The sequence below is a fragment of the Streptomyces tibetensis genome (genome assembly GCF_040647715.1).
Taxonomy (GTDB): domain Bacteria; phylum Actinomycetota; class Actinomycetes; order Streptomycetales; family Streptomycetaceae; genus Streptomyces; species Streptomyces tibetensis_A.
Genome location: NZ_JBEZCR010000014.1, coordinates 167,938 through 193,590, shown reverse-complemented (window position 1 = coordinate 193,590; position 25,653 = coordinate 167,938). Strand labels below are relative to the sequence as shown.

At 71.6% G+C, this 25,653-nt stretch carries 27 protein-coding genes; 6 read left to right on the top strand and 21 right to left on the bottom strand.

What is annotated here, in order from left to right:
• Nucleotides 1-15: 15 nt before the first annotated feature.
• From AB0B29_RS32035 to AB0B29_RS31985, 11 genes are all read right to left on the bottom strand, one after another.
• Entirely contained in the window at nt 16-771 is a 756-nt protein-coding gene (locus tag AB0B29_RS32035; protein WP_362245259.1) for a GvpL/GvpF family gas vesicle protein, read from the bottom strand.
• The gene (locus AB0B29_RS32030) at nt 768-1,106 is read right to left on the bottom strand and encodes a gas vesicle protein (protein WP_104780937.1); all 339 of its coding nucleotides are present in this window, start codon (nt 1,104-1,106) and stop codon (nt 768-770) included. The genes AB0B29_RS32035 and AB0B29_RS32030 overlap by 4 nt, the downstream gene beginning before the upstream one ends.
• Entirely contained in the window at nt 1,103-2,227 is a 1,125-nt protein-coding gene (locus tag AB0B29_RS32025) for an SRPBCC family protein (protein ID WP_362245257.1), read from the bottom strand. The genes AB0B29_RS32030 and AB0B29_RS32025 overlap by 4 nt, the downstream gene beginning before the upstream one ends.
• Nucleotides 2,224-2,967, bottom strand: a complete 744-nt coding sequence (locus AB0B29_RS32020; protein ID WP_362245255.1) for a DNA primase — start codon at nt 2,965-2,967, stop codon at nt 2,224-2,226. Before AB0B29_RS32020 ends, AB0B29_RS32025 begins: the two co-directional genes overlap by 4 nt.
• The gene (locus AB0B29_RS32015) at nt 2,964-3,227 is read right to left on the bottom strand and encodes a gas vesicle protein GvpG (RefSeq protein ID WP_362245253.1); all 264 of its coding nucleotides are present in this window, start codon (nt 3,225-3,227) and stop codon (nt 2,964-2,966) included. The genes AB0B29_RS32020 and AB0B29_RS32015 overlap by 4 nt, the downstream gene beginning before the upstream one ends.
• Nucleotides 3,228-3,231: 4 nt before the next feature.
• Nucleotides 3,232-4,005 carry a GvpL/GvpF family gas vesicle protein gene (locus tag AB0B29_RS32010; RefSeq protein ID WP_362245251.1) on the bottom strand — a complete coding sequence of 258 codons (774 nt, stop codon included), beginning with the start codon at nt 4,003-4,005 and terminating at the stop codon, nt 3,232-3,234.
• Nucleotides 4,002-4,436 (bottom strand): gas vesicle structural protein GvpA, encoded by a 435-nt coding sequence (locus AB0B29_RS32005; RefSeq protein ID WP_362245249.1) that lies wholly within the window; start codon nt 4,434-4,436, stop codon nt 4,002-4,004. Before AB0B29_RS32005 ends, AB0B29_RS32010 begins: the two co-directional genes overlap by 4 nt.
• Nucleotides 4,437-4,482: 46 nt before the next feature.
• The gene (locus tag AB0B29_RS32000) at nt 4,483-4,854 is read right to left on the bottom strand and encodes a gas vesicle protein (RefSeq protein ID WP_362245337.1); all 372 of its coding nucleotides are present in this window, start codon (nt 4,852-4,854) and stop codon (nt 4,483-4,485) included.
• A gap of 92 nt (nt 4,855-4,946) precedes the next feature.
• The gene (gene ligD / locus AB0B29_RS31995) at nt 4,947-5,876 is read right to left on the bottom strand and encodes a non-homologous end-joining DNA ligase (RefSeq protein WP_362245247.1); all 930 of its coding nucleotides are present in this window, start codon (nt 5,874-5,876) and stop codon (nt 4,947-4,949) included.
• Nucleotides 5,873-7,720 (bottom strand): transketolase, encoded by a 1,848-nt coding sequence (locus tag AB0B29_RS31990; protein WP_362245245.1) that lies wholly within the window; start codon nt 7,718-7,720, stop codon nt 5,873-5,875. The genes ligD and AB0B29_RS31990 overlap by 4 nt, the downstream gene beginning before the upstream one ends.
• Entirely contained in the window at nt 7,717-9,558 is a 1,842-nt protein-coding gene (locus AB0B29_RS31985) for an FAD-dependent oxidoreductase (protein ID WP_362245243.1), read from the bottom strand. The genes AB0B29_RS31990 and AB0B29_RS31985 overlap by 4 nt, the downstream gene beginning before the upstream one ends.
• Before the next feature lie 172 nt (nt 9,559-9,730).
• On the opposite strand from AB0B29_RS31985, the gene AB0B29_RS31980 reads away from it, so the two are divergent.
• Complete coding sequence (locus tag AB0B29_RS31980; protein WP_362245242.1) at nt 9,731-10,693, top strand: TIGR03557 family F420-dependent LLM class oxidoreductase; 963 nt, start codon at nt 9,731-9,733, stop codon at nt 10,691-10,693.
• Between the two features lie 52 nt (nt 10,694-10,745).
• On the opposite strand, the gene AB0B29_RS31975 is transcribed toward AB0B29_RS31980, so the two are convergent.
• Nucleotides 10,746-11,081 (bottom strand): hypothetical protein, encoded by a 336-nt coding sequence (locus AB0B29_RS31975; RefSeq protein WP_362245240.1) that lies wholly within the window; start codon nt 11,079-11,081, stop codon nt 10,746-10,748.
• Between the two features lie 623 nt (nt 11,082-11,704).
• Between AB0B29_RS31975 and AB0B29_RS31970 the strand changes: the two genes are divergently transcribed.
• Nucleotides 11,705-13,510, top strand: a complete 1,806-nt coding sequence (locus AB0B29_RS31970; protein WP_362245238.1) for a B12-binding domain-containing radical SAM protein — start codon at nt 11,705-11,707, stop codon at nt 13,508-13,510.
• A 28-nt stretch (nt 13,511-13,538) separates the two neighbouring features.
• On the opposite strand, the gene yddG is transcribed toward AB0B29_RS31970, so the two are convergent.
• From yddG to AB0B29_RS31950, 4 genes are all read right to left on the bottom strand, one after another.
• Complete coding sequence (gene yddG, locus AB0B29_RS31965) at nt 13,539-14,483, bottom strand: aromatic amino acid exporter YddG (RefSeq protein ID WP_362245236.1); 945 nt, start codon at nt 14,481-14,483, stop codon at nt 13,539-13,541.
• Nucleotides 14,484-14,895: 412 nt separating this feature from the next.
• Entirely contained in the window at nt 14,896-15,219 is a 324-nt protein-coding gene (locus AB0B29_RS31960; protein WP_362245234.1) for a WhiB family transcriptional regulator, read from the bottom strand.
• Nucleotides 15,220-15,413: 194 nt separating this feature from the next.
• Nucleotides 15,414-16,445, bottom strand: coding sequence for an SDR family oxidoreductase (locus AB0B29_RS31955; RefSeq protein ID WP_362245232.1), 1,032 nt, complete (start codon nt 16,443-16,445; stop codon nt 15,414-15,416).
• 6 nt (nt 16,446-16,451) lie between these two features.
• Nucleotides 16,452-16,925 carry a phage holin family protein gene (locus AB0B29_RS31950; RefSeq protein ID WP_362245230.1) on the bottom strand — a complete coding sequence of 158 codons (474 nt, stop codon included), beginning with the start codon at nt 16,923-16,925 and terminating at the stop codon, nt 16,452-16,454.
• A 48-nt stretch (nt 16,926-16,973) separates the two neighbouring features.
• Between AB0B29_RS31950 and AB0B29_RS31945 the strand changes: the two genes are divergently transcribed.
• The gene (locus AB0B29_RS31945) at nt 16,974-17,324 is read left to right on the top strand and encodes a VOC family protein (protein ID WP_362245228.1); all 351 of its coding nucleotides are present in this window, start codon (nt 16,974-16,976) and stop codon (nt 17,322-17,324) included.
• A 37-nt stretch (nt 17,325-17,361) separates the two neighbouring features.
• Here AB0B29_RS31945 and AB0B29_RS31940 read toward each other — a convergent pair whose 3' ends face one another.
• Both AB0B29_RS31940 and AB0B29_RS31935 read right to left on the bottom strand, forming a co-directional pair.
• A complete protein-coding gene (locus AB0B29_RS31940) occupies nt 17,362-17,922 on the bottom strand; it encodes a GNAT family N-acetyltransferase (protein ID WP_362245226.1) in 561 nt (186 codons plus the stop codon).
• A 178-nt stretch (nt 17,923-18,100) separates the two neighbouring features.
• Nucleotides 18,101-18,691 (bottom strand): TetR/AcrR family transcriptional regulator, encoded by a 591-nt coding sequence (locus AB0B29_RS31935; protein WP_362245224.1) that lies wholly within the window; start codon nt 18,689-18,691, stop codon nt 18,101-18,103.
• A 73-nt stretch (nt 18,692-18,764) separates the two neighbouring features.
• Here AB0B29_RS31935 and AB0B29_RS31930 point away from each other — a divergent pair, with 73 nt between their 5' ends.
• Genes AB0B29_RS31930 through AB0B29_RS31920 form a run of 3 tightly spaced genes read left to right on the top strand, consistent with a single transcriptional unit; the run spans nt 18,765 to nt 20,814 of the window.
• Nucleotides 18,765-19,562 carry an SDR family NAD(P)-dependent oxidoreductase gene (locus AB0B29_RS31930; protein ID WP_362245223.1) on the top strand — a complete coding sequence of 266 codons (798 nt, stop codon included), beginning with the start codon at nt 18,765-18,767 and terminating at the stop codon, nt 19,560-19,562.
• 36 nt (nt 19,563-19,598) lie between these two features.
• Nucleotides 19,599-19,916: a hypothetical protein gene (locus AB0B29_RS31925; protein ID WP_362245221.1), complete on the top strand. Its 318-nt coding sequence runs from the start codon at nt 19,599-19,601 to the stop codon at nt 19,914-19,916.
• Nucleotides 19,909-20,814 carry an NmrA family NAD(P)-binding protein gene (locus tag AB0B29_RS31920; protein ID WP_362245219.1) on the top strand — a complete coding sequence of 302 codons (906 nt, stop codon included), beginning with the start codon at nt 19,909-19,911 and terminating at the stop codon, nt 20,812-20,814. The genes AB0B29_RS31925 and AB0B29_RS31920 overlap by 8 nt, the downstream gene beginning before the upstream one ends.
• Before the next feature lie 32 nt (nt 20,815-20,846).
• On the opposite strand, the gene AB0B29_RS31915 is transcribed toward AB0B29_RS31920, so the two are convergent.
• The 3 genes from AB0B29_RS31915 to AB0B29_RS31905 form a co-directional block, all read right to left on the bottom strand.
• Nucleotides 20,847-22,625 (bottom strand): CocE/NonD family hydrolase, encoded by a 1,779-nt coding sequence (locus AB0B29_RS31915; RefSeq protein WP_362245217.1) that lies wholly within the window; start codon nt 22,623-22,625, stop codon nt 20,847-20,849.
• 130 nt (nt 22,626-22,755) lie between these two features.
• Complete coding sequence (locus tag AB0B29_RS31910) at nt 22,756-23,688, bottom strand: S66 peptidase family protein (RefSeq protein WP_362245215.1); 933 nt, start codon at nt 23,686-23,688, stop codon at nt 22,756-22,758.
• Nucleotides 23,685-25,649 carry a S9 family peptidase gene (locus AB0B29_RS31905; RefSeq protein WP_362245213.1) on the bottom strand — a complete coding sequence of 655 codons (1,965 nt, stop codon included), beginning with the start codon at nt 25,647-25,649 and terminating at the stop codon, nt 23,685-23,687. The genes AB0B29_RS31910 and AB0B29_RS31905 overlap by 4 nt, the downstream gene beginning before the upstream one ends.
• Nucleotides 25,650-25,653: the final 4 nt, after the last annotated feature.

Below are 25,653 nucleotides of genomic sequence, written 5' to 3'. Positions count from 1 at the left end.
GATTCTCCCGGTCGTTCATGTGGCCTCCCCGGCGAACGAATAAGCAGCCCAGGGGCCGGTGAGTTCGATACGCATTCCGGGCACCTCCCCCTTCGTGCGGTCCACCAGTTCCACGAATTCCTCGGAATGGGCACGCGGAACGAGATAGGCAGCGTTCAGTACGTTCCGCCCGGTCGCCTTGGAGAGCGCGGGGTTCTGCGGGGGATGCATCCGGGAATCCTCCGCGAATGCGGAGAGCTCCTCGTGCAGCCGGGTCGAGAAAACCTCGGCTTTCTGCCACATCTCCTCGTGGGACCTGGTCTGCATACGGCGCTGCCGCAGGTAGTCACGGCCCGACGCCGCCTTCTGCGGAGGCGGGGCGCTCTCCTGCGGTTCGGACTCCGCATAGACCTTGACGCCCCACTCGACCCGGCCTTCCAGCCGGTCCAGGGTGCGCCGGAAGTCCTCCTCGCGGGCCTCCATCATCGTCCGCACGCCGCTGTCGTCGTGGAAGACGGTGCCCAGACGCAGCGGCAGCGGGGTGGTGACGGTGGTGAGCGCGTCGATGACGCCCTGGTGGGCGCGGGCCGTCTCGGTGAGCCAGTCCAGGTCCTCCAGATGGCGCCGGAGCGGCTCCTCGGCGAAGTCCCGCTCCGGCACGTGGCTCACCACGGCCACCAGGCCGTGGTGGGTCAGTGCTCTGGGTGGATCACCCGCGACCCCGGTCAGCTGGGCCTGGAGGGGGGTGCCGAAGGGGCGGCAGACGGCGTAGACGTACCGCAGTCCGGTCACGGTGCCTCCTTCTTCTCCGCGCGGCCGGGCTCCAGTTCCTCCAGCCGGGCCAGCCTCTCGCGCAACTCGGCATTCTCACGGGCCAGTTCGTCACGCCGGGCCCGTGAGCTCAGGGCCGGGTCGGTCTCCCACCAGTCGATGCCCATCTCCTTCGCCTTGTCGACCGAGGCGACGATCAACCGCAGTTTGATGGTGAGGAGTTCGATGTCGAGCAGATTGATCCGGATGTCGCCCGCAATGACGATGCCCTTGTCCAGCACCCGTTCGAGGATGTCGGCGAGGTTGGCACTGCTTCCCTGACCGTAGGGCTCGGGCATCCTGCTGGGCGTCGTCATCGCCGGCTCCCCGCCTCGACTTCCTCGTCCTCGTCCTCGTACTCGTCGTCCTCGTACTCCCCTTCGGGCTCCTCCTCGCCCTCGGGCTCCTCCTCGCCCTCCTCGTCGTACTCGGCCTCGGAGTCGTCCTCGTACTCGCCTTCGGGCTCTTCCTCGCCCTCCTCTTCCGGCTCCTCCTCGTCGTACTCGGCCTCGGCGTCCTCACCCTCGGGGCTCTCCTCCTCGGAGCCCTCCTCGGACTCCTCCTCGGCGAGCGCGTCCTCGTGGCTGCGGACGACCTCGCCGTCGCGGATCTCACCGCGCCAGCCGTCCTCCGCCTCGCCCTTGATCGTGATGAAGCGGACGAAGTTCTTGAGGTCGAGCCGGGCCCGGCGACCCTGGGCGCGCCAGATGTTGCCGGTCTTCTCGAAGAAGCCGGAGGGGTAGTACTCGATGACGAGCAGGACACGGGTGAGGTTGTCGGTGAGCCGGTGGAAGGAGACGACGCCCTTCGTGGTGCCCTTGGCTCCCTCGGACGTCCATGCGATGCGGTCGTCGGGGACCTGCTCGGTCGTCGTCGCCTTCCAGCTGCGGTTGGACCACCAGATCTTCGCCTGCCAGTCGGAGGTGGTGTCGTCGGCCTTGCTGGCGGACTTGACGCCCTTCGCGAAAGTGCTGAAGTCCTGGTACTGGGTCCACTGGTCGTACGCGGTGCGCAACGGCACGCCGACGTCGATGTGCTCGATGATGACGGTGGGCTTGTTGCCGGAACGGCCCTTGCCCTTGCCCTTGCCGCCGCCGCCCAGGCCCTTGACGGCGCTCGTGACCTTGTCCTTGAGGTGCGAGCCGCCCGTCTCGAGTGCGGAGCGCAGCGGCCCCTTGCCCTCGGCGATCTTACGACCGCCTTCGAGGGCGAGTTTGGCGAAGCCGGGGCTGTTGCCCTCGGCGATGTCGTTCAGCTTGCCGGTGGTCTCGCCGAGCTTGCGGCCGACACCGGTCAGCATGCGGGTGGCCTGGGCAGCGAGGTACTCCTGCAACTCGGCCTTGAGCCGGTCAGCGGCCTCGCTGTGGGCCAGGTCGGTGAGTGGGTTCTTCGAAGCTCCGTTGGCGGCGGACTTCGCCGAGCCGAGTGTGTCGCTCATCCCTCACCGCCTCCCTTCGGCATACGGGACCGGGCGCTGCCGCCCCGGTTCCCGGAGGTCGCCTTCTTGGCGGCCGTGGTCTTCTTCGCGGGCGCCTTCTTCGCGGCGGCCTTCTTCGCGGGGGCCTTCTTGGCGGGGGCCTTCTTGGCGGGGGCCTTCTTGGCGGGGGCCTTCTTGGCGGGGGCCTTCTTCGCCGCCTTCTTGGCCGGCGCCTTCTTGGCGGGAGCCTTCTTCGCTTCGGGCTCCCCTTCCTCGTCCTCTTCCTGTTCCTCGTCCTCTTCCTGTTCCTCGTCCTCTTCCTGTTCCTCGTCCTGTTCCTCGTCCTGTTCCTCGTCGGTTTCGGAGCCCTCGGGCTCCTCGTCCTCCTCGGGCTCCTCGTCCTCGTACTCGGCGTCCTCGGCCTCGTCGTCCTGGCCGGGCACCACGCCCGTCAGCTGGTCGCGCACCTGGGCGGTCCGGCCGTGCAGCCGGTCGGCGAGGGCGTCGATCTGCCGCTCGACCATGGCACCGGAGGCGGCCTTGCCGACGCCGCGCAGATCCTCTCGCAGCTGGTCGCCGATCTCCTTGAACTGCGGATTGTTCCGCAGCTGCTGCTGGAGCAGATCCGCGACCATGCGCGGGCTCAGATTCAGCTTCTTCCCGGCGACCAAGCCACCGACGGCCATCGCCATCTTCAGCTTCTTGGTCCGCCCCAGGAGGTATCCGGCCCCTATGGCGAGACCCAGTCCCGTTCGGTTCATTGTGTCGTCCCGTTGCCTGTTCCCGCGCTCCTGCGCGAAGCGATCTCCAGCCGGTCGAGGAGTTCGTCCTCGATGCGGTCGAACTCCTCTTCCGTGATCTCCCCGGCCTCCAGCTGCTCCTCCAGCCGGCCCAGTTCGGCCCGTACCGTGGCGGGGTCGTAGTAGATCCGCTCCGCCTCCTGGAGCACCTGCTTGATGGCCCAGGCGCTGCCTCGTGCCGGTGCGAGCGGCAGCAGCAGCACCTCCGAGATCAGGCCCACGTCGTCACCCCACTCCGGCGTCCGTGCCACTCACCGCGGTGCCCGCGGGCTCGGCGGGGCCGGGCTCGACGAAGCTGTACGGCGGCAGCGGTCCGTTGACCCGCACCTCCAGGTGCGGCATGTCCTTGCGGAGCTGCTCGACCGCGGCCAGGAAGGAATCGGCCGACTCCCGGTCCACCAGGAACGACACGTTGGCCAGCCACCCGGTCGACTCGGGGCCCGTGCTCACGTCGTCCGCGGCCGGCTCCAGGGCCCGCTGCACCGCGGCGCCGTCGTCGGCCTCCTTGGCCTTGACCGCGGCCGCGACCAGCTCGCCGAGCCGGATCTTGTCGTCGTAACTGCCGCCGCCCGCCTGCCGGTTGGCCTCCGCGAGCCCGCGGATGTCGGGACTCTCGGCCATCACCTGGTGCAGGACGGCCTCTTCGACGTGATTGGCCTTGACGTTGTACTCGACCCGGTTGTCCAGGGCCTGCAGCCGCTCCTTGTAGTGCTCGGCACGCTCGGCGAGCACCGCCGTGATGGAGTTGTCGTCCGGGGCGACGCTTCCGAAGCGCATGGGCAGCACGCAGCCGGCCGCGCCGGCCTCGCTGAGCACGTTCTGGTGGGCGAGCAGGTCCTTGCGCTTGGGCCGCAGCCCCTCGGGCGCCTCACTGACGACGGCCGCCAGGTCGCCCTCCCGCAGGATGCGCACCTCGCGGGGCGGGTCGCCCACGCCTCCCATGCCCTCGGGCAGGGACGGGTGCGAACTCGCCGCGATGCCGTAGACGTAAGTGCTCACTCCTGCTCCTCCTTACGGCGGGACGACGTGCTCTTGCGGGCGCGCGGACGGGACTCGCCCTGACGTTCGGAGCCTTCGTCACGCCCCTGCTTGAAGGCGTCGGATATCGTCTCTGCGGCGCCGGACAGCGCCCCCTTGGACTTGCCGCGGGCGCCGGACTCGGTCATCTCCCCGACCAGGTCGGGCAGGCCCGGGTCCTTGCGCGGCCCGGCCTCCAGGTCGAGCCGGTTGCACGCCTCGGCGAAGCGCAGGTAGGTGTCGACGCTGGCGACGACGACGCGTACGTCGATCTTGAGGATCTCGATGCCGACCAGGGACACTCGGACGAACGCGTCGATCACGAGCCCCCTGTCCAGAACGAGTTCGAGCACGTCGTAGAGACCGCTGCTGCCGCCTCCGCCGCCGGACTGCTGTGCCGGTACGACACTCATGCCGGATGTTCCTCCTCGTGTGTGGGTGCGGGTTCTGCCGGGCGGCCTAGCGGCCGCCGGGCCTGCGCGCGTCGGACCGGCCGCGTTCGTAGCGACGGACGCGCCGGTACCCCGTGAGCTGCCCCTCTGCGTCGAGCTCCACCTGGTAGCTCGCCATCAGGCTCATCGTGTCGGGTACGCGCTCGAGTTCGAGGACCTCGACCTCCAGCGCCCAGCCGTCCTCCGTCTGCTCGAAGGACGACACGGACTCGGCTTCCATGCCGGTGAGCTCCGCGAGCTGGCCGCGCGCCTGGCGCAGCACCTCCATGGGCTTCGGCCGGCTGCCGGCCTTCTGGTTGTCGCTCGTCGTGTCCGAATTCCGTGAATCCTGAGACTTCTGTGAACTCTGTGACTCTTGCGTGTTTTTTGTGTTCGACATGGCCACCTCCCCCTCCGTGTGGCCGCAAGCGTGTTCGCCAAACCTCTACAGGCGCATGCATCTGACACCCACCGGGAGATCGCCGGGGAGTCTCAACCGCGCAGGACGTTCAGCCGCCGCCGTGCAGGTCCCAGCGCCCGGCCGCGGCTCAGCAGGCCTGACCAGGGGTTCGTGCGGGCCTGCTCGACGGCGTCGGCGACGGTCCAGCGGCGGGCGTGCAGCTCGGGGTCGTCCAGCTGGGCCCAGGTGATGGGGGTGGCCACCGGCGCACCCGGGCGGGGCCGGACCGTGTAGGGCGCGACGGCGGTCTGGGCGTAGGCGTTGCGCTGGATGTCGAGGTAGAGCCGCTCGCCGCGCTCCTTCTTGCGGGCTGCGGTGGTGAGCCGGTCGGGGTGCGCGTCGGCGAGGGTGCCGGCGACGTCCCGGGCGAAGGCGCGCACCTCGTCGAAGTCGTGCCGACCGTTCAGTGGCACGATGACGTGCAGCCCGCGCGAACCGGTGGTCATCAGCGCCGAGGGCAGTTCCAGCTCGTCCAGCAGCTCCCCCAGGAGCCGGGCGGCCGCACGTACGGCCTCGAAGTCGTCCCCCGCCGGGTCGAGGTCGAAGACCAGCCGGTCGGGGTGGTCGATCGTGTCGGCGCGGGACAGCCAGCGGTGCAGGGTGATGCTCGCCTGGTCGGCCAGGTGGACGAGGGTGGCCGTGTCGTCGCAGACGGTGTGGCGGACGGTGCCGCCCTCCTTGGCCACCTCGACGCGGGGGATCCACTCCGGGTAGTGCTTCGGGGTGTTCTTCTGCATGAACGTCGGGCCGTCGATGCCGTCCGGGTGCCTCTCCAGCATCAGCGGACGGCCGCGCAGGTGCGGCAGCATGAAGGGCGCGACGGCCCGGTAGTAGTCCACCAGATCGCCCTTGGTGTACTCCTTGGCGTCGCCGCCGCCCGGGAAGAGCACCTTGTCCGGCCGGTGCACCTCCACCGTGCGGCGGCCCGCCCGCACCCTGCGCGTGCCGTCGCCCCCGCTCACCGCACGACCGCCTCCTCCACCAGCAGCCGTCCGGCCGCGGCGATGGAGTCCGCGTCGATGCCCGAGGCGCGCAGCTGCTCCTCCGGGGACGCCGAACCGGGCGTGCTCCGTACACCGAGCCGCACCAGGCGCGGTACGGGGCGTCCGTCGGTGAAGGCGTCCAGGACCGCGTCCCCGAGGCCGCCCTCGGGGTGGTGGTCCTCCACGGTCACCAGGCAGCCGGTCTCCTCGGCGGCCCGGCGCAGGGTGGCCCGGTCGACGGGCTTCACGGAGTACAGGTCGATCACCCGCACCGCGATGCCCTCCTGTTCCAGGGCCTCGGCGGCGGCCAGTGCCTCGTGCACGGTGACGCCCGCCGCGACGAGGGTCAGCCGGTCCTGGCCGGAGGAGCGCAGCACCTTGCTGCCGCCGACCGGGAACTCCTCGTCGGGGGCGTAGATCACCGGGCTCTCGCCGCGCGAGGTGCGCAGGTAGCGGACGCCCTCCAGGCCGGCCATCGCGCCGACGAGCCGTGCGGTCTGGTTGGCGTCGCACGGGTACAGCACGGTCGAGCCGTGCACCGCCCGCATCATCGCCAGGTCCTCCAGGCCCATCTGGCTGGGGCCGTCCTCGCCGATGGCGACGCCCGCGTGCGAGCCGACGAGGTTGATGCCGGAGCCGCTGACGGACGCCATCCTGATGAAGTCGTACGCGCGGGTGAGGAAGGCCGCGAAGGTGGCGGCGTACGGCACCCAGCCGCGGGACGCGAGCCCGACCGCCGAGGCCACCAGCTGCTGCTCGGCGATGTAGCACTCGAAGTAGCGGTCGGGGTGCTCCTTGGCGAAGAACTCGGCGCGGGTGGAGTCACCGACCTCGCCGTCCAGGGCCACGATGTCGCCGCGGCCGGTGCCGAGGGCGGCGAGCGCCTCGCCGAAGGCGTTGCGGGTGGCGACCTCCTCGCCCTTGTCCCACCTCGGGAGTTCGAAGTTCCCGGTGTGGACGGAGTGCAGCATGCGGGCTTCGGCCGGCTCCTGCACCCGGACGCGGATGTCGCGCGGGCCGCCGAGTTCGGTGATCGCCTCCTCGGCCTCCGGCAGCGGCTTGCCGTGCAGGCCCTCGCGGTCCTGGACGCCCTCGACGCCCTTGCCCTTGAGGGTGCGGGCGAGGATGGCGGTGGGCTGGCCCTTGGTGGAGGCGGCCTCGGCGTACGCCCGGTCGACGGCGTCCACGTCGTGGCCGTCCACCTCGATGGTGTGCCAGTCGAAGGCCTGGAAACGCCGGGCGTAGGCGTCCAGGTCGTGGCCGTGCCGGGTGGGGCCGCGCTGGCCGAGCCGGTTGACGTCGACGATCACGGTCAGGTTGTCCAGGTGCTCGTACCCGGCGTGCTCGGCGGCCTCCCACACGGAACCCTCGGCCAGTTCGCTGTCACCGCACAGCACCCAGGTGCGGTAGCCGGTGCGGTCGAGCCGCTTGCCGGCCAGCGCGATGCCGACCCCCACGGGCAGGCCCTGCCCGAGCGAGCCGGTGGCCGTCTCGACCCACGGCAGGCGCTGCGGGGTGGGGTGCCCTTCGAGGCGGCTGCCCAGCTTGCGGAAGGTGAGCAGCTCCTCGTCGTCGATGGCGCCGGCCGCCTTGTACGCGGAGTACAGCAACGGGGAGGCGTGGCCCTTGGAGAGGACGAAGCGGTCGTTGCCGGGGTGGGCGGGGCGGTCGAAGTCGTAGCGGAGGTGGTTCGCGAGCAGGACGGCCATCAGGTCGGCCGCGGACATCGAGGACGTGGGGTGCCCGGAGCCCGCCGCGGCGGCGGCGCGGACACTGTCCACCCGCAGCTGCTGTCCGAGGTCGGTGAGTTCACCGGTGTTCATGAGTCTCCTTTCGTGGAGTCGTCCGGGTCGTCCGGGACGTCGGTTCGCTTGACGGGGCCGGGGGCGGGGTGGGGTGGCGGCTGCCCGGGGCCGGGCTGGTTCGTGGCGGGCTCACCGCCGGGCTGGTTCTTCGCCGGCTCGCCACCCGGCTGATTCCTGGCGGGTTCGCCACCCGGCTGATTCCGGGCCGGCTCCCCACCCGGCTGTTTCTTGGCGGGCTCGTCGGCGGCCCGTGCGGCTTCCACGGCCGGGCGGCCCTTCGCCGTCTCGGGCTCTGTGAGCGGCCGCGCGTGCCCGGAGCGGGGGCCGTCCGCGGCCGGGCGGCCCTTCGCCGTCTCTGGCTCGGACCGCGGCTGCGCGGCCGCGGATCCGGGCCGTACCTGCGTCGGCCCGGATCCGGGCTGCCCCTTCGCGGGCTCATCGGGGGGCCGGTACCGGCCCGGTCGGGCGTCGGCGCCCCCGTCGTCCGTGTCGGCCGCGAGCGCCGCCCCCGGCCCGGACCGGGCGCTCGCCTCCTGCCGCCCCCCGGGCCCGCCCGGCACGCGGGCCACCTCGGGCGACGAGGTGTCCAGCGGCACCGACCAGGACCGTACGAGCCCCAACTGCACGGCCTGGCGCGGCAGTACGGCGTCCAGCAGCCAGTCGGCCGCGACCCGCACGCGGTTGCCGGGCATCGCGGCGAGATGGTAGCCCCGTGTCACCGCGCCCGCCGGTACGCCGGACAGGGCCACGCCGAGCGGATTGGCGGCGGCCTTCGCCCCGCCCAGGTCGACGACGAAACCCAGGTCACGATGGCGGTAGGGCCTGCGCGCACCGCCGAGGCCGAGCGAGGCGGCGACGTTCTCCGCCGCGATCCTGCCGTGCCGCCAGGCGTGCTGCGCGGTCATCGGCGTGTAGCTCCCCGGGTTCTCCAGATCGGGTACCGCGGCCACGTCACCGCACGCGAAGAGCTCCGGCCGCCCGGGCACCCGCAGGTGCGGGTCGACGAGCAGCCGCCCCTTCTCCATGGGCAGCCCGAGGGACTCGACCAGCGGGTCGGGACGTACGCCCACGCACCACACCAGCGTCCGCGTCTCGACGAACTCGCCGTCGGTCAGCAGGACCCCGTCGTGCGTGGCCTCCTTCACGGAGGTCCCCATCCGCACGTCCACGCCCCGCTGCCGCAGCACCCGGTCGGCGGTCGCGGACAGCTTCTCGTCCATCTCGGGCAGCACCCTCGGCGCCACGTCCAGCAGCATCCAGCGCGGCCGCATGCCCTGCCGCAGCGGATGCCTGCGCACCTGTGCGTCGGTGTACATCTGCCCGTGCGCGGCGACCTCGGTGCCCGTGTACCCGGCGCCGACCACCACGAAGGTGCACCGCGCGGCGCACGTGGCCGGGTCGTCGGAGGAGGCCGCGAGCTCCACCTGCCGGGTCACGTGATCGCGCAGGTACAGCGCCTCAGGCAGCCCGCGGAAACCGTGCGCGTACTCGGCGACACCGGGAATGGGCAGCAGCTTGTTGACACTGCCCGCGGCGAGCACCAGCCGGTCGTAGGCGAGGGTGCCGCCCTCGCCCTCGGGGCCGGTGTAGTGCAGGGTGCGGTCGTCGAGGTCGATCCGGTCGGCCTCGCCCAGCACCAGCCGGACCTCCGGCAGCGAGTCCGACAAGGAGACCGTGACCCGGCGGGGCTCCAGGACACCGGCGGCGACCTGGGGCAGCAGGGGCAGGTACAGGAAGTAGTCGGTCGGGTTGAGCAGGGTGATGTGGGCCCGGCCCCGGGTCAGCCGGGACAGGGTGCGGGCCGTGCGGTACCCGGCGAAGCCGGCACCGACGATCAGGATGCGGGGTCGACTCACGGTCGCTCGCCTCCGGCGCTGTCGCGTAGCTCGGGAGCCTTCCGCGTCCCCCTGGCCGGGGCACCCAAACGTCGGCGAGGAGCCCGCTCACCCGCACGCCGCCGGTTTCCGGCCCCCGGCCCGGGTACCCGGTGCGGGATACGGACCGCCGACGTCGCGGAGGCACTCCCCCATGCCCGAGTACGGATACTTCCTCTCCTGCGAACAGTACGGACCCGCCGAGCTGGTCGAGCAGGCGCGGATGGCCGAGCAGGCCGGCTTCCAGGCGCTGTGGATCTCCGACCACTACCACCCCTGGAACGACGAGCAGGGCCAGAGCCCGTTCGTGTGGTCGGTGATCGGCGCGCTGTCCGAGGCGGTGTCCCTGCCGATCGAGACGGCGGTGACCTGCCCGACCGTGCGCATGCACCCGGCGGTGGTGGCGCACGCCGCGGCGACCAGCGCGGTGATGACGAACAACCGCTTCCGGCTCGGCGTCGGCTCCGGTGAGGCGCTCAACGAGCACATCCTGGGCGACCACTGGCCCCCGGCGCACGTCCGGCTGGACATGCTGGAGGAGGCCATCCAGGTGATGCGCCGGCTGTTCAGCGGCGAGGAGGTCAACCACCACGGGCCGCACTACACGGTCGAGAACGCCCGCCTGTACACCGTCCCCGACGAGCCCATCCCGATCGACATCTCTGGTTTTGGGCCCGCCGCGACCCAGCTCGCCTCCCGCGTGGGCGACGGCTACATCTCCGTCATGCCGGACGAGGCGATGGTGGAGCAGTACCGCAAGGGCGGAGGCGGCGGAAAACTCGTCAGCGGCGGCACCAAGGTCTGCTACGGCACGGACAAGGAGGAGGCCGTCCGGACCGTCCACCGGCTCTGGGCGAACGAGCAGCTGCCGGGCGAACTGGGCCAGGTGCTGCCCTCCCCCAAGCACTTCGAGCAGGCGCAGCAGCTGGTCACCGAGGACATGGTGCGGGCGAACCGGGTGTGCGGTGACGACGTGGACGAGCACGTGGCGGAGCTGAAGCAGTTCGCCGACGCGGGCTTCGACCGGGTCTACGTCAACCAGATCGGCCCGGATCTGCGCGGCTTCTTCGACTTCTACCGCACGAAGGTGCTGCCGCAGCTCCAGCAGGCCCTCTGACCCAGGCCCTCACAGGCCCCGGGATTCCGGGGAGGACCCTGTACCGGGCCGCTCAGGGGGTGAAGACCTGCTCGAGACGGTCGATGGCTCCGTCCGCGCCCAGGTGGTAGCGGAAGACCAGGCCGCTGTCGGGGTGCGCTTCCAGCCAGTCGAGAAACTCCTGCACGCCGATGGGCTGGTTCTCGGTGCTCGCCACGACGGGGTCGGTGACCGTGACGTACGCGGCCTGGTCCATGGGCAGGTAGGTCTCCTTGCCGACCGTCTCGAACGGTGCTCCGTCGGAATCCGGGCTGCCGCAGCCCCAGTTGCCGTGTCGGAAGATCAGACTCAGGGACCCGCCCTCGGGTGTGTAGCGGTACACGGCGATCTCGTCCGGCGAGATCGGCATCTTGTGATCGCAGCCGTCGTCCCCGCCACCGGCGCCCGCGGATGCAGTCGAGCCGGAGGCCGACGCAGCGGGTGTCCCTGCTGGTACCGGGGCTGGGGACACCGTGCTCCCTGCCGAAGGCGAGACCGTGTGGGCGGGCGGCGCCTGGTGGGACGCGCTTGCGTCGGTGCCCTGCTCGCCCTTGACCGGCGAGGAAGTGACGGCCGGCGCTGCCGTGCCGCCCGGGCTTCGGTGGTCCGGGGAGCAGCCGGTGAGCGCCACGAGCCCAGCCAGGCAGGCGCCCAGGGTGAGCGTCCGGGCCGCGATCGGTCTGTAGCGACGTGTGATCATCACGATGTGTCCCCCGTTGTGGTGGCAGCGGTTACCGCGTAGCTGCGTCCGCTTGAGAGACCATATTCAGCCACTGTTGCCTGATTGCATGGGGCTCGGCGCCGTCTGTTGCGAATCGGTGACCGCATGCAGCCGCCGTGGATACCCGCCGGCAGGACACCTCGTTCGACCCGAGGATCCGCTTCACGCCATTTCTGAGGGAATGCCGCTCACGACAGTGTGAGGCACGCCACGATGACGAGCGAACTCCCGTTCGTATCGGTCCATTGGTCAACCGGTCAGAAGGAGTGCTCGTGACTCATGCCGTACCGCACTTACCCGTGGTGGTCGAGAATCCGGTCGTCAAGTTCTCCAGCGCCCCGCAGCGCCCGCCCCTGCGGCATCTGGGCAAGCCCTCCCTGCGCACCTCGATCTCCGGCGCCCGGCGGCGCGCCCGCGGTGAGGCGCCCCGTGTTCTGCTCGTCGTGCCCTCGTACACGCGGGTCGTGGAGCCCTCCCCCGACCGCAGCAGCTTCCGGGCACTCGGGCTCGACACCTTCGAGGTCATGAAGCGGGCCGGCACCCCGATCGGGCTTCTGCGCATAGCGGCCAACGCCCGCCTCGCCGGCTTCGACGTCCGCATCGTCGACTCGCCCTTCGCCGGGTGGGAGCAGGAACGCCGGCTCGTCGACCTCGGCGCCGGCAGCAGCCTGGTCCGCTACGGCCTCGACGACTCACAACTGCGCACGATCATCGAGGAGTTCGAGCCGGACGTCGTAGGCGTCCAGTGCATCTACACGGTCCAGTGGGGCAACGCACGCGCCCTGGCCGACCTGGTCAAGGACATCGACCCGGCGATCGTGACGGTCACGGGCGGCGCCCATCCCAGCGGGGACTGGCAGTACGCCGTACCGGACTCCCCGTTCGACCACATCGTCATCAACGAGGCCGACCAGACCTTCACCACCTTGCTGCAGGCCCTGACCGAGGAGGGCGGCGACATCGACACCGTGCCCGGCGTCGCCTACCGGCGGGCCGATCTCGCCGTGGTACGGACCACCGCCAAGTCGCCGTACATGCGCATCCTGCCGAAGCGGCAAGGGCTTGACCAGCGCCTCGGCATGATGCCACTGCCCGACTTCGGGATGCTCGACATGCGCCAGTACGAGCAGGCGTACCACTCGTCGGGCAAGCGGGTGCGCGAGCACGGTTCCTGGGCTCAGATCTTCTCCACCATCGGCTGCAACGTGGGGTGCGACTTCTGCTACATCCCGATGGTGAACGGCCCTTGGCGGGCGCTCGGCGTCGACTGGTTCGACCTGCACCTCGCCGAGATCACCAAGCAGGGTGTGACCGAGGTGCTCATCGAGGACGACCATCTCCTGCACGACCCGCTGTATGCGATGCGCGTCTTCGAACTGCTGCGCAAGCACGGCCTGCCGTGGGTCGAGGAGGGCGGCCTGAGCCTGTTCAACCTCGTCCTGCTGCACCTGGGCGAGAGGTTCGCGGACGGCATGGCCGATGCCGAGCGGCGCAACCCCAACTTCCGCAACATCCTCTCCGCGATGCGTTCCGGACTGACCTGCCGCGACCTCATCAGGGCGATGGCCGAAGGCGGCTGCTACAGCGTTTACCTCGCCGTGGAGAGCGCCAACGAGGACAGCCTCGAGCAGTCCGGCAAGCCCCGTCTCAACGCCTTCCAGAAGGCCACCGGCGAGATCGTGGAGATGTTCACCGAGTACGGCATCCAGGTCACCGGCGGATTCATGCTCGGCTTCGTCAACCCGCCCGAGCGGCCCGGGGCCGAACCGTACGTCGAGTCGCTGGAACAGATCGAGAAGACCATCGACTACGCGGTCACGCTCATGGGCCACGGGATGGCGTACGCCAACCCGTTCATCGTCACCCCGCTGCCGGGCACCAAGATGTGGGACTTCCAGAAGGACTACGTCGTACGGCACTACGACAACGGATGGTCGCACGAGAAGGCGACCATGGCGACGGAGAAGTGGAGCGCGGAGGACATCGAACGCATGCGACTGGAGTTGCTGGTGCGCGCCAACGGTGCCGACAAGGTGACCGAAATGGTCCGCCGAGGGACCTGGCCCGTGGACGCCTGACGACTTCGCGATGCGGTCGCGACCGGGCTCAGCCCCGGCGGCGCGCCGCACGCAGTGCGTCCGCCGAGGCGAGCATGGCACCACCGGTGATCAGCACGCAGGCGGCGGCGACGGGCCAGCTCGCGTCGGCCCGTCCCGTCGCGATCAGCAGGGCGGTGGACAGCAGCGGGGCGAAGTACGACAGGGTGCCCAGGAGCCGGATGTCGCCGTGCTTGGTGCCGTGGTCCCAGATGTAGAACGCGCCGCCCACCGGCCCGAGGCCCAGCGCGAGCACCGCGAGCCACTGCCCGCCGCCGGGGCGGACCGTGTCCTCGAACAGCAGATGGCAGACGGCCGCGAGCACCGCCGTGGCCAGGCAGAAGAACGCCACCATGTCCGTCGGGACCTTCGGATACCGCCGGTTGGCCACCGAGTACGCCGACCACACCACCGCGCAGACGGCGGCTGCCGCGTACCCGGCCAGGTACTCCCCACGGAACTGGACGCCCTGACCACCCGTGACCAGCAGGAAGGTGCCGCCGAGCCCGAGCACCGCGCCCGCCGCGTGCCACCAGCGCAGCCGCTCGCCCGGCAGCAGGGCGGAGAACACGACGATCAGCAGCGGCCACAGATAGGCGATGAGCCCGGCGTCGACCGCGGGGGCGTTGCGCAGGGCCACGAAGTAGAAGAAGTGGTAGCCGAACAGGCCGCCGACGCCGAGCGCCCAGGCTCCACGGGGCGCGGCGCGGACGAGTTCCCCGCCGCCGCGCAGCGCCCGGGGCAGTCCGAGGACGCCGCCCACCGCGAACGCCATCGCGGTGAGCTGGAACGGCGGAATCCGACCGGTGAGCGTGGTGAACAAGGCCAGCGACGCCCACAGCAGTACGGCCCCGGCACCGATCGCGGTGGCCCTGAGCCGGTGCGCCGGGTTCGACGGGGCGTGGTGCGTCCTCTCCGACGCCGCGGTCCCCGCTCGCGCGTCTTGAGCGTCCACATGTCCTCCAGCCCACCGCCGGCGCATGACGGTCCGTCAGCCCCTCACCACACAGGGCATCGTAAGGAGGCGCACCACGTGGACCCGCGCTTTCCGGTCAGCGGGCGGACCGGAGCCGATGTGGAGGAGTGGGGACGACGCCCGGCCGACGGGGCCCTCCCTGTCGACGGATGCGGGCGGGCGGCCCGTCCGCCGTGTGCCGGCCGCTCAGGGTTGTCGGCGGGCCTGTTCGGCGGCCCGGTCGGCTGCCGCGTGTTCCGTCCTGGCGTCGGCGGTGCTCAGGCGCCCGTCCGAAAAACGGCCGTACGGATGCCACCGTGCCCGACGGGCTGTCCGTCGCGGCCACCGCGCCGCTTGCCACGCCGGTGACCGATCCGTCGCCTTACGTCACGACGTCACGCGCGGAATCGGTTCACGACGCCGATCGTCTGCCGATGCCGCCGGGCTTCTCGCGGCTGATGGCGCGACGCTGCCGTGCCGTGGTCGCGCCCCAGATACCGGCGTCCTCACCCTGCTCGATGGCCCAGGACCGGCAGGCGAGCAGGACACGGCACCGACGGCACACCGCGCGGGCCCGGGCGACCTGGACATCGGTCTCCCGCTCCACCAGCGGGAAGAAGAGCTCCGGATCCTCGCCCAGGCAGGCGGCATCCCGTAGCCATCCGCGAGCGGTGGCCAGACTCTCGGCGATCTCGGCGCCGACGGTACGGTGACGGATCTCGCGGTCGTCGGGCATGGTGCACCTCCGCATGTGCCGGCGGAGCCGGCAGGTGGCTGCGGCATGACGCTGCCGCAGGCCCGGCAGAGGTCGCAAAAGCATGCTAAAGGGACGGTGTCCTTCTCCGGAACGCCGCGGTTCCCGTTTTTTTCACGCAAGGGTTCCTGAGCCCTCCCCACCGGACGCAAGGCCGCCTGAAGGCGCCGTCAGGGCTAGCGCCGAACCCGGTCGGCCAGCTTGCGTACGGTCAGGGCGGCGGCCGCCGTGGTGAGGGCCGCGCCCATCCAGCCCCGGTTCCGCGACAGCCACTGCTGCGGGCTGTCGTCCGTGGACTCTTCGTCGAAGCGCCCGTGGGCGCCGAAGTCCCGCCCGTGCGGTCCGTCCGCCGGGGACCACAGGTTCGCGGGCCCCTCGGGCGGGCCGTCCTCCTGCTGCGCGTCGACGTTGGTGCGGGCCAGGTAGCGGTCGAGCAGCCCTGGGACCACCGCGTTGGCGAGGAGCGTGGCGGCGGTGGAGCCGCCCACCCAGTACTCCCGGCGCCGCGCGTGCGACGACGCGTGCACGATGGCCCGTGCCGCCACCTCCGGCTGGTACACGGGCGCGACCGGCCGGGCCCGCCCGGGCATCCGGTTCAGCACCCAGTCGAACTGCGGGGTGTTGAGACCCGGCAGCTGCACCATCGTGGTCCGCACCCCGCTGCGTGCGTGCAGCAGCTCGCAGCGCAGCGACTCGTTGAACCCCTGGATCGCGTGCTTGGCCCCGCAGTACGCCGACTGCAGCGGGATGCCCCGGTAGGCGAGTGCGGAGCCGACCTGCACGATCGTGCCGCGGTCCCGCGGCAGCATGTGGCGCAGTGCGGCCCGGGTGCCGAACACGTAGCCCAGGTAGGTCACTTCGGTCACCCGCCGGAACTCGTCCGGGCCGACCTCGGTGAAGGGTGCGAACACCCCGGTGAAGGCGTTGTTGACCCAGACGTCGATGTGGCCGTAGGCGTCGACGACCTGCTGGGCGGCGTCGTCGACGGCCTTGGCGTCGGAGACGTCCACGGGAACGACGAGCGCCTCGCCTCCCGCGCGTTCCACCTCGTCCGCCGCGGCGGCGAGTCCCTCACGTCCGCGGGCGAGCAGGGCGACCCTGTCGCCGCGGTCGGCGAAGGCGCGGACCGTGGCCCGGCCGACACCGCCGCTGGCTCCCGTCACGACCACCACACGGCCGCGCCGGTGCGATGTTCCCGGTGTGCGCATCCGGCATCACACCCCGCGGTGGGGTACGTCCGGGTCGCCCGCCGGCCGCGGGGGCACGGGGCCCGGGGCGGCCGTCCCACCGGGCGGGGCCGGCGGCACCGGCGGATACGGCATGCCGCCGACCGCCCCGGTCCGGCGTGCACGGTCCCCGCCCGGCGCCGCCCCGGCCGCGTGTCCCGCGCCCGGTCGGGACGGCCGGGCCATGCCCCGCAGCAGGTACGCGAGGGCGCCCAGGATCACGGCGGTGATCAGCGCGGCGGCCCAGTCGGGCAGTCCGAGGGCGAGGGCCAGCCCCACGGCGAGCGCGAGGGCCGCGCCCCCGTACAGGGCGAGCGCGCCGGACGCTGCGTACAGGGCGGCCTTGCGACGCTGCTTGCGCGTCTGCTCGCGCAGCTCCTCCCGTACCGTCTCGCGCGCCACCTGTGCCAGCTCGTCGACGAGGTGCTTGTCCAGATGCTCCAGGTGATCCAACGGCTTCATGCCCGCCCGGGTACCCTCGGCCCCCCGCGCGTAACTAGGCTCAGCCGTATGGAGATTCTGGGTGCCACACTGCGCGTCTGCGTCGACGACCTCGAGACCGCTATCCCCTTCTACGAGCGACTGGCGGGCGGCGGAGCCCAGCGCTTCGAGCGGGGAGGTGTCCAGGTGGCGGCGATCGGCTGCTTCCTGCTGATGAGCGGCCCCCCGGCCGAGCTGGAGGTGCTGCGCAAGGTCGCCGCGACGATCGCCGTGACGGACGTGGACGAGACCCACAAGGTGCTGACCGAACTGGGCGCTCACATCGTCGCGGGCCCGATCGCCTCACCGGCGGGCCGCAACCTGATCGCCCTGCATCCCGACGGGTCGATCTACGAGTACGTGGACCGTCACGCGGTGTAGGAGCCTGGCCGGCGCCGCCTTGAGCGCCGCGGGTGCCTCAGTGCCGCCTCGGGCCGGTGATCATCTCGGTGGTGATCGCCCAGCGTTCGTGGTCGCGCCAGGCCCCGTCGACGAAGAGCATCTTCGGTGAGAAGCCCTCCAGACGGAACCCGCAGCCACGGGCCAGGGCGATCGACGCGGCGTTGCCCGGCTGGACGTTGATCTCCAGCCGGTGCAGCCGCATCGGGCCGAACGCGTGCCTCACGACGAGGTCCAGCCCTTCGCGCATCAGCCCCTGCCCGGCGGCGTGCGCGAAGACGCCGTAGCCGAGCGCCCCGGACTGGAAGCCGCCCTCGACGATGTTGTTGATGTTGATGAAGCCGCCGATGGCCCCGTCGGTCTTCTCGCAGACCAGGAAGCCGGCCTTGGACGGGTCCTCGATCAGCCGGCCCGCGTAGGCGGTGTACGCCTGTGCCGTGGTGGGCGGGAAGAGCCACGGGTGGTGCAGCTCCTTGCTCTCCCGGGCGCGGGCGGTGAACTCGGCGCCGTCCTCGTAGGTGAAGGGGCGTATGCCCACCCGGGGGCCTTCGGCGAGGTGGCGGGATGCGTGGTGCGGCACCCCGCCACAGTACCCGCGCTGCCTGTGCCTCCCCAGTCGGGGGCGTCAGGGGCCGGTGACGGCAGCCGCAGCACTCCGGTGTCGCGCGGCCCAACCGGCGGCGAGCCGGCCTGGTATGCGGACCTGCGCTGTTCCCCTCCCTGGTGCGGTGGCAGTTTCACGATCGGGCGTACCGGTTTCAGGTGGGGCGGCGGATGGCCTGTACGGCGGTGTCGTAGAGGTCGAACATGTCGGCCTGTCCGCCCAGGCGTACCCATTCCTCGTTGGCTGACTGCAGGCAGATGATCGCTGCGGCTGCGATCGCGCGGGCTTGCAGGGTGCGGCGGTCGGAGTCGGGCAGTCGCGGCTCGATCAGCGGTGCGAACAGGTCTTGCCAGCGGGCTTGCTTCTCGGCATGTCCGGCGCGCAGGGAATCGTTGCCGAACAGCAGCGTGATGAACTCCAGGCGCCCTTCGGCGCTCATGTCGATCTCCTCGAGCACCTGGAACGCCGCACGCAGCGCCGTCCAGGCATCCTCGTCGGCCGGGCGCTCGGCGAGCCGCGCGGCGATCAGTTCGCCCTGTTCGTCCAAGCCGCTGAGCGCGAGGTCTTCTTTGGCGCGGAAGTAGTTGAACAGGGTGCGCCGGGAGACGCCCGCGGCGGCGGCGACCTCGTCGAGGGTCGTGTTGTCGTAACCCTTGGCGGCGAACAGCTCGATAGCGGTCCGGGCCAGCAGTGATCGGACCACGGAGCGGGTCTGTTCCCGAAGTGGTGTCGGTTTCTGGGCCATGCACCGATGGTACGTCGCATCACGCGATGCAGGTACTTGCACTCAGTGCAAAACCGTGCCTAGAGTGAATTCCATGAGCGAAATCGACTACCCCCGCCAGACCGTCATCGTCACCGGCGCAAGCTCCGGCCTCGGCGCCGAATTCGCCCGCCAGTTGGCCCGCCGCGGCGCGAACCTCGTGCTGGTGGCCCGACGGGCGGACCGGCTGGAGAGCCTGGCCGCCGACCTCATCCGCGCCCACGGCGTCACGGTGACCACCATCGCCCGCGACCTCGGCCTGCCCGACGCCGGCCGCACGCTGCGCGCCGAACTCGAGTCCCGCGGCATCTACGCCACCGGCCTGGTCAACAACGCCGGCTTCGGCAGCCACGACGCGTTCACCGACGAGGATCCCGACCGCCTGCAAAGCATGATCGCGCTGAACGTCAGCGCGCTGGTCGACCTCAGCCGCGCCTACATCGACCCGCTGACCTCCGCCGACACGGGCGTCCTGATCAACGTGGCGAGCCTGCTGGGCTTCCAGCCGACTCCGTACCTGAGCGTCTACGGCGCCACCAAGGCATTCGTCCTCAGCTTCACCGAATCGCTGTGGGAGGAGACCCGCGGCACCGGCCTGCGCGTCCTGGCCGTGTGCCCCGGCGCCACCCGGACCGAGTTCTACGACGTCGCCGGCAGCCAGTCCGCCGACTACGGCACGAAGCGGGCCACCCCCGAGCAGGTCGTGAAGATCGCCCTCGACACGCTCGACCGCCGATCCGCGCCCCCGTCGGTGATCACCAACGGCCGGTCGCTCGCCCTCATCGGCAAGCTCCTGTCGCGCCGCTCGATGGTCCGGCTCATGGGCTGGATGGCCCGCCGCCGGCGCCCGTAGCTCCCGTCGCCGCGTCAACAGTCAAGAAACATCATCATGACCAGCACAGACGACACCGGACAGCCCACCGACGCGGAGCGCTTCCATCACCTCCTCCGAGCTGAGCGCGCCGCCTGCCTCCGCGACAGAGCGCCGTCCCTGACGGCGCGGCGCAGCGATCCGACCTGGTTCAAGGCGGCGCTGATCGCCCGGCGGGCCGGCAAGCTCCTGAGCGGCGGGCAGACCTGCATCGCCCCCGATGACGCCCTGGTGCACGAATCCGAGATCGACGCCTTCACAGAACGCACCACCCCCGTGCAGCGGCCAGGGCCTGGCCGAGGCGAACACCTCCGGAAGGAAGCCACCGATGGCTGATCACGACCTCGTTCTCGTCACCGGCGCAGGCGGCGTGGGCCGCCTCGTCACCGAGCGGCTGCGCGCGCAGGACGTGCCGGTCCGCGTCCTGGTCCGCCGCGAGGACGCCCGCGCGGCCGAGGTGCGGGCATGGGGCGCCGAGGTCGTCACCGGGGACCTGACCCGGCCCGAAACGGTGGCGGCCGCGCTCGACGGCGTCCGCCGGACGTACTTCGGTCTCAGTGTGTCCCCGGACCACCTGCTGGCGGCGACCGTCATGGCCACGGTCGCGAAGGCGCACGGCGAACTCGACCTGCTGGTGGACATGTCACAGATGACGGTGTCGCAGATGACCGCCACCAGCACGGCGGAATCCCACCAGCAGCGGCTGCACTGGCTGGCGGAGCAGGTGCTGGACTGGTCGGGCCTTCCCGTGGTGCACGTGCGCCCGACGACGTTCCTCGACAATCCCTTGTTCACCGCCCTCGCGGCGCGGTCGATCCGCGAGAACGGCACGCTGGCGCTCCCGTTCGGGACCGGACGCACCTCGCCAGTCGCTGCCGACGACGTCGCCCGGGTGGTCGCGGCCATCCTGCACGATCCCGGGGAGCACGCCGGGAAGGTGTACGAGCTGACCGGACCGCTCACGCTCGACATGACCGACGTGGCCCAGGCGTTCTCCAAGGCGCTCGGCCGCACGGTGACCTACCTGGACGTCCCCCTGCAATGGTGGCGCACCGAGGTACTCGCGAACGCGGGCCTGCCGCGGCACACCGAGCAGCACATCGCGACCATGGCGCAGCTGCACCGCGCCAACCGCTACGACAGGGCGACCCTCGACGTCGAGCGCATCACCGGGAGGCGCCCCCTGACCGTCGAGGAGTTCGTCGCCGTCCGCAGGGACTTCTACCTCGGCTGACACCAGGCCACTGACCGGCGCGCATCACCGCATCAGTCGACGGTCGGAAGGTGCAGCGCATGCAATTCATCCTCAGTGCTGACCACGGTCACCGGCTTGACGCCACGGTTGCCGAAGTACGCGTCGTCGCTCGCGGCGATCACGAACCGCAGCCGGTGCCCTCGGTCGTACCGGTGCACGATGCCGGGCAGGGTGACGGTGAAGCTCCGGGTGACGTCCGGGACGCGTACCGGTGCGACCAGGCGGCGCACCAGGGTGCGGGTGCCGTCGGGGGCGACGTCGTAGAGCTTGGCGAACAGCACGAGCTTGTCGGCCGCGTCGGAGCTGTTCTGTGTGCGCTCGGCCTTCGGGGAGACGACCTTGAGCGTGGCCCGGGGGGCGCCGACGACGTCGAGGGGGCGTTTCAGCGGCGCGCTCGTCCAGTCGAGGTAGGTGCCTTCGGTGTCGCTCGGCGGTGGGTCCGGCAGCCCGATGAGCCCGGCGAGCGAGCTCTCCGAATGGCTCGTGGGGATCAGCCGGTTGGTGTAGCCGCGGCTGCCGCGGGCCACCTTGCGGCGGTCCTCGACGAGCTTGCCGTCGCCGGAGAGGTACAGCGTGCGGCTGAGGGGCGGGAGGTGCTCGGCGGTGGCGTAGGTGCGGTCCGGGTCGGTGACCCAGTCGCGGTGGTAGGCGAACGCCGGTCCGGTGTCGACGTGGGGCCGCCCCCGCAGGTGCCGGTCGAACCAGGCGAGGACGCGCCGGCCGACGTAGCTGGTCTCCAGGTTGCCCTTGGTCAGGTCGAGTTCTCCGGAGGCCGGGCCGGTGATCCCGGCGCTGTGGCCCCAGGACTGCCAGATCATCTTGACCGGTGTGCCCCGGGCCTTCAGGGTCCGGTACGTCGCCGTCGCCTCGTTGAGGTTGAACAGGGTGTCGGCCTGCCCCTGGACCAGCAGGGTCGGCGTGTCGACGCGGTCCAGGTAGGACACCGGGGAGACGCGGCGCGCGTAGGCGAGCAGCTCGGCGGTGCGGTCGGCCGGGTAGCTCCCGGAGTTGAGGGTGTGGACGGTGCGGCAGGCCTCCGTGACGAAGTGCAGGCAGGCCAGGGAGTTGATGCGGGAGGGGTCGAGAGCGGGCTGGAGCAGCGGCTGGCCCTCGCCGATGAGGTAGAAGCCGTTCGTCCACTGCCATTTGAAGGCCCCGGGGACGTCCCCGCGGCCGACGGCGTTGTTGGGGGCGAGCGCGTAGGCCAGGTCGTTCCAGGTGATCATCGGCACGAGGGCGTCGAGGCGGTGGTCGACGGCGGCGGTCGCGAGCTGGACGGCGCCGCCGTAGGAGCCGCCGATCATGCCGACGCGCGGGTCGCCGGGGGCGTCGCGGGTGACGAAGTCGGCGGTGGTGCCGCCGTCGGCCGCGCGGGTGCCGCCGAGGAAGTCGACCAGCCGCGAGGCGGCGGCCCCGTCGATGTCCGGGTCGTCGAGGGAGATGAGGCACCCGCTGCGGCCGAATCCGAGTCCGGAGTAGACGAGCGAGACGTAGCCGCGCTGGGCGAAGGCCTTGCCGATGGTGTCCGTCGAGCCGTCCGTCTTGCTGCCGCCGAAGCCGTTCGTGCCGAGCACGGCGGGCGCCGGGTGGTCGCGGTCCACGCCCGCGGGACGGTACAGGTCGGCGTCGACCGTGCAGGCACGGCCGCCCGCCCGCACCGTGAACTTCAGCGGCGTGACGGTGTAGGCGTCGGCGGCGGTCGCCGGCGGGGTGAGGGCGAGGGGCACGGCCAGGGCGGCGCCCAGAGCGAGAGCGAGGGGTGCGCGGGTTCTGGGCAGGCGTCGGGACACTCGGACCTCCACGTGAGGGCAACCCGGATACCGACCAGTAGGTACCGGCCGATTGTCATCGTGTGACACGTGTCAGATGCCGTCAATCACCGAAACGAGGGTTCTTGACGGGCCTTCAGGTGAGGAGCCGTCAGCTGAGGGCTGGTTCCTCCAGTGTCAACGTGCCCGACCCGGCGTCCAGTTCGGCCCTCACCCCGAGGGGCATGGTCAGCGCCCCCACGCCATGCCCGAACCCGAACTCCTCCACGACCGGGACACCCAGACCGCCCAGCCGGTCGGCGAGGACCGCGCGCAGTTCCCCGTAGGGTCCGCAGCCCGCCCAGGAGCCGAGGACGATGCCGGCGACCCCGTGCAGCCAGCCGGTGCGCAGCAGTTGCGTCAGGTAGCGGTCCAGGCGGTACGGGCTCTCACCGACGTCCTCCATCAGCAGCAGCCCGCCTCGCGCCCCGGGGTGGGCGTGCGGGGTGCCGAGGTCGCTCGCGAGCAGGCTGAGACAGCCCCCGAGCGTGATGCCCCTGGCGCGGCCCGGTATCAGTGCGGCGCCGCCCGGGGGGACGGCCGTGAGGGTCGTGACGGACTCCGGCTCGAAAAGGGTGGCCCGCAGATGGTCCTGGGCCCGGGCGTTCTTGAGGAAGTCGACTCCGGCGGCCGCCGGCCCGTACAGGGTGACCAGGCCCAGACGTGTGGCGAACGCCTGGTGCAGGACCGTGATGTCGCTGAATCCGGCGAACACCTTCGGGCCCGCCGCCCGCATCGCCTCCCAGTCGAGCAGGTCGACCGTGCGCTGTGCCCCGTATCCGCCGCGGGCGCACAGCACGGCCGCCACGGACGGGTCGCACCAGGCGCCCTGGAGGTCGGCGGCGCGCCGCTCGTCCGGGCCGGCCAGGTAGCCCAACTCGTCGTGCCGGGCGAGCACATGGGGTGCCACCACGGGGTCGAGGTCCCAGCTGCGCAGGATGTCGAGCCCGGCCTGGAGCCGCTCCTCGGGCACGGGCCCGCTCGGTGCGACGACGGCGACGCGGGCGCCGGGGGTGAGCCGCGGCGGTCGTACCAGCGGGTTCACTCGGCGAGCTCCAGGGTCGGAACACCGGGCGGGTCCAGGCGGAACACCTGGGCGTAGAGGGAGAGTTCGGCCTCCAGGGCGCGCACCATGGTCTCCGCCCTGCGGAAGCCGTGCCCCTCCCCCGCGAAGGTGAGATAGGCGTGCGGCACCCTCCGGCCCGCCAGCCGGGCCAGGAACCGCTCGCACTGGACGGGCGGGCAGATCACGTCGTCCAGGCCCTGGAGCAGCAGGAACGGCACGGTGAGACGGTCGGCCCGGGTTGCGGGCGAGCGCTCCGCGTACCGGGCGGGCACGTCGGCGAGCGGCCCGATGAGGCCTTCCAGGTACCGTGACTCGAAGTCGTGGGTCTCGCCCGTGCCCCAGCCGGTCAGGTCCAGGATCGGGTACTTGATGGTGCCGCAGGCGTAGACGTCGGTGGTGGTGAGCGAGGCGGCGGCGGTCCAGCCGCCCGCGCTGCCGCCCCGGACGGCGAGCCGGCCGCGGTCGGCGGTCCCCTCGTCGGCGAGGGCCAGGGCGACGGCGGCGCAGTCCTCGACATCCACCACCCCCCACTGCTCGCGCAGCCGCTCGCGGTAGGGACGGCCGTACCCGGTGGAGCCGCCGTAGTTCACTTCGGCGACGCCGATGCCGCGCGAGGTGAAGTAGGCGATCTCCAGGTCGAGCACGAGCGGGGCCCGGCTGGTGGGCCCGCCGTGCGCCCAGACGACGTAGGGCGGCAGTTCGTCGCCGGGCGCGACGCAGCCGGGGTGGTGCGGCGGGTAGATGTGCGCGTGGATGTCACGCCCGTCCGGGCCGGTGAAGGTGCGGATCTGCGGTTCGGGGTAGTAGGCGGGGTCGACGGCGTCGTCGTGCTCGGCGCCGACGACGCGGGCCCGGCCGGTGCGGGCGTCCAGCTCGACGACCTCGTAGGCGCTGCGCGGGCTGGCCCCGACGGCGACGACCCGTTCGCCGTGGGCGGCGAGGGTGGGGGCGAACTCGGTCCAGGGCCCGGCCGCGTCGACGACCTCGCCGGTCTCAGGGTCCAGTACGCCGAGGGCGGTGGCGCCCCGGCCGTGCACGACGGCGATCAGACCGCCGGCCAGCGGCGTGAACCATCTCGAACCCAGCTTCCACAGCGCGCCGCCGAACTCCTCCTCGCGCGGACACAGCGGCCGCCCGTCGAGGTAGAGGTTCCACCAGCCGGTGCGGTCGCTCGCGTGCAGCAGGCGTCCGTCGTGGGTCCAGTCGGCCTGGGCGATCGACTCGCCGGGGCCGCCGGCCACGGTCCGGGCGCCGCTCAGGGTGCCCTCGGGGGTGACGTCGGCGAGGAGCAGTTCGGTGCCGTCCCACGGCATGCGCGGATGGTCCCAGGCGAGCCAGGCGGCCCGGTGGCCGCCGGGCGAGAGCTTCGGCCCGGTCAGGAACCGGTGCCGGCCGTCGGTGAGTTCGCGTACCGCGCCGCGGTCCTCGGCGGCGGATCCGTCCAGGGGCACGGCGGCCAGGACGCGGCGCACATCGGTGGGGCCGCCGCCGGTGAACTCCTCCAGCACGCACCACACCTCACCCCGTTCGGGCAGCGGCAGCGGCTCGGCCCAGCGCAGTCCCCCGCCCACGGGGGACAGCGGGGTGAGCGGACGGGGCTCACCGCCCGGCTCGCAGCGGTACAGGCGCTGGTCGGCGAAGTTCACGAACACCACCAACGGTCCGGTGTCACGGTCGAGCGCGGCCCATGGGTGACCGCCGTACTCGATGACCCGGCTGCGCACGTTCCACGGCGCGGGCAGCAGCGACTCCTCGCGGCCGTCGGCGTGCCGTCGCACCAGGGTGCGCCGGCCGCCCTCGGCGGGGCGCGGCTCGGTCCACCACACCTCGTCGCCGACGAAGCCCACGTGCTCCGGGTGCCCGTCGTGTGCGGCGGTCAGGGCCGCGTCGATGGGCGAGGGCCACGCTCCGTAGGCCAGCGTCCGCACCGTCTCCCCCACTCTC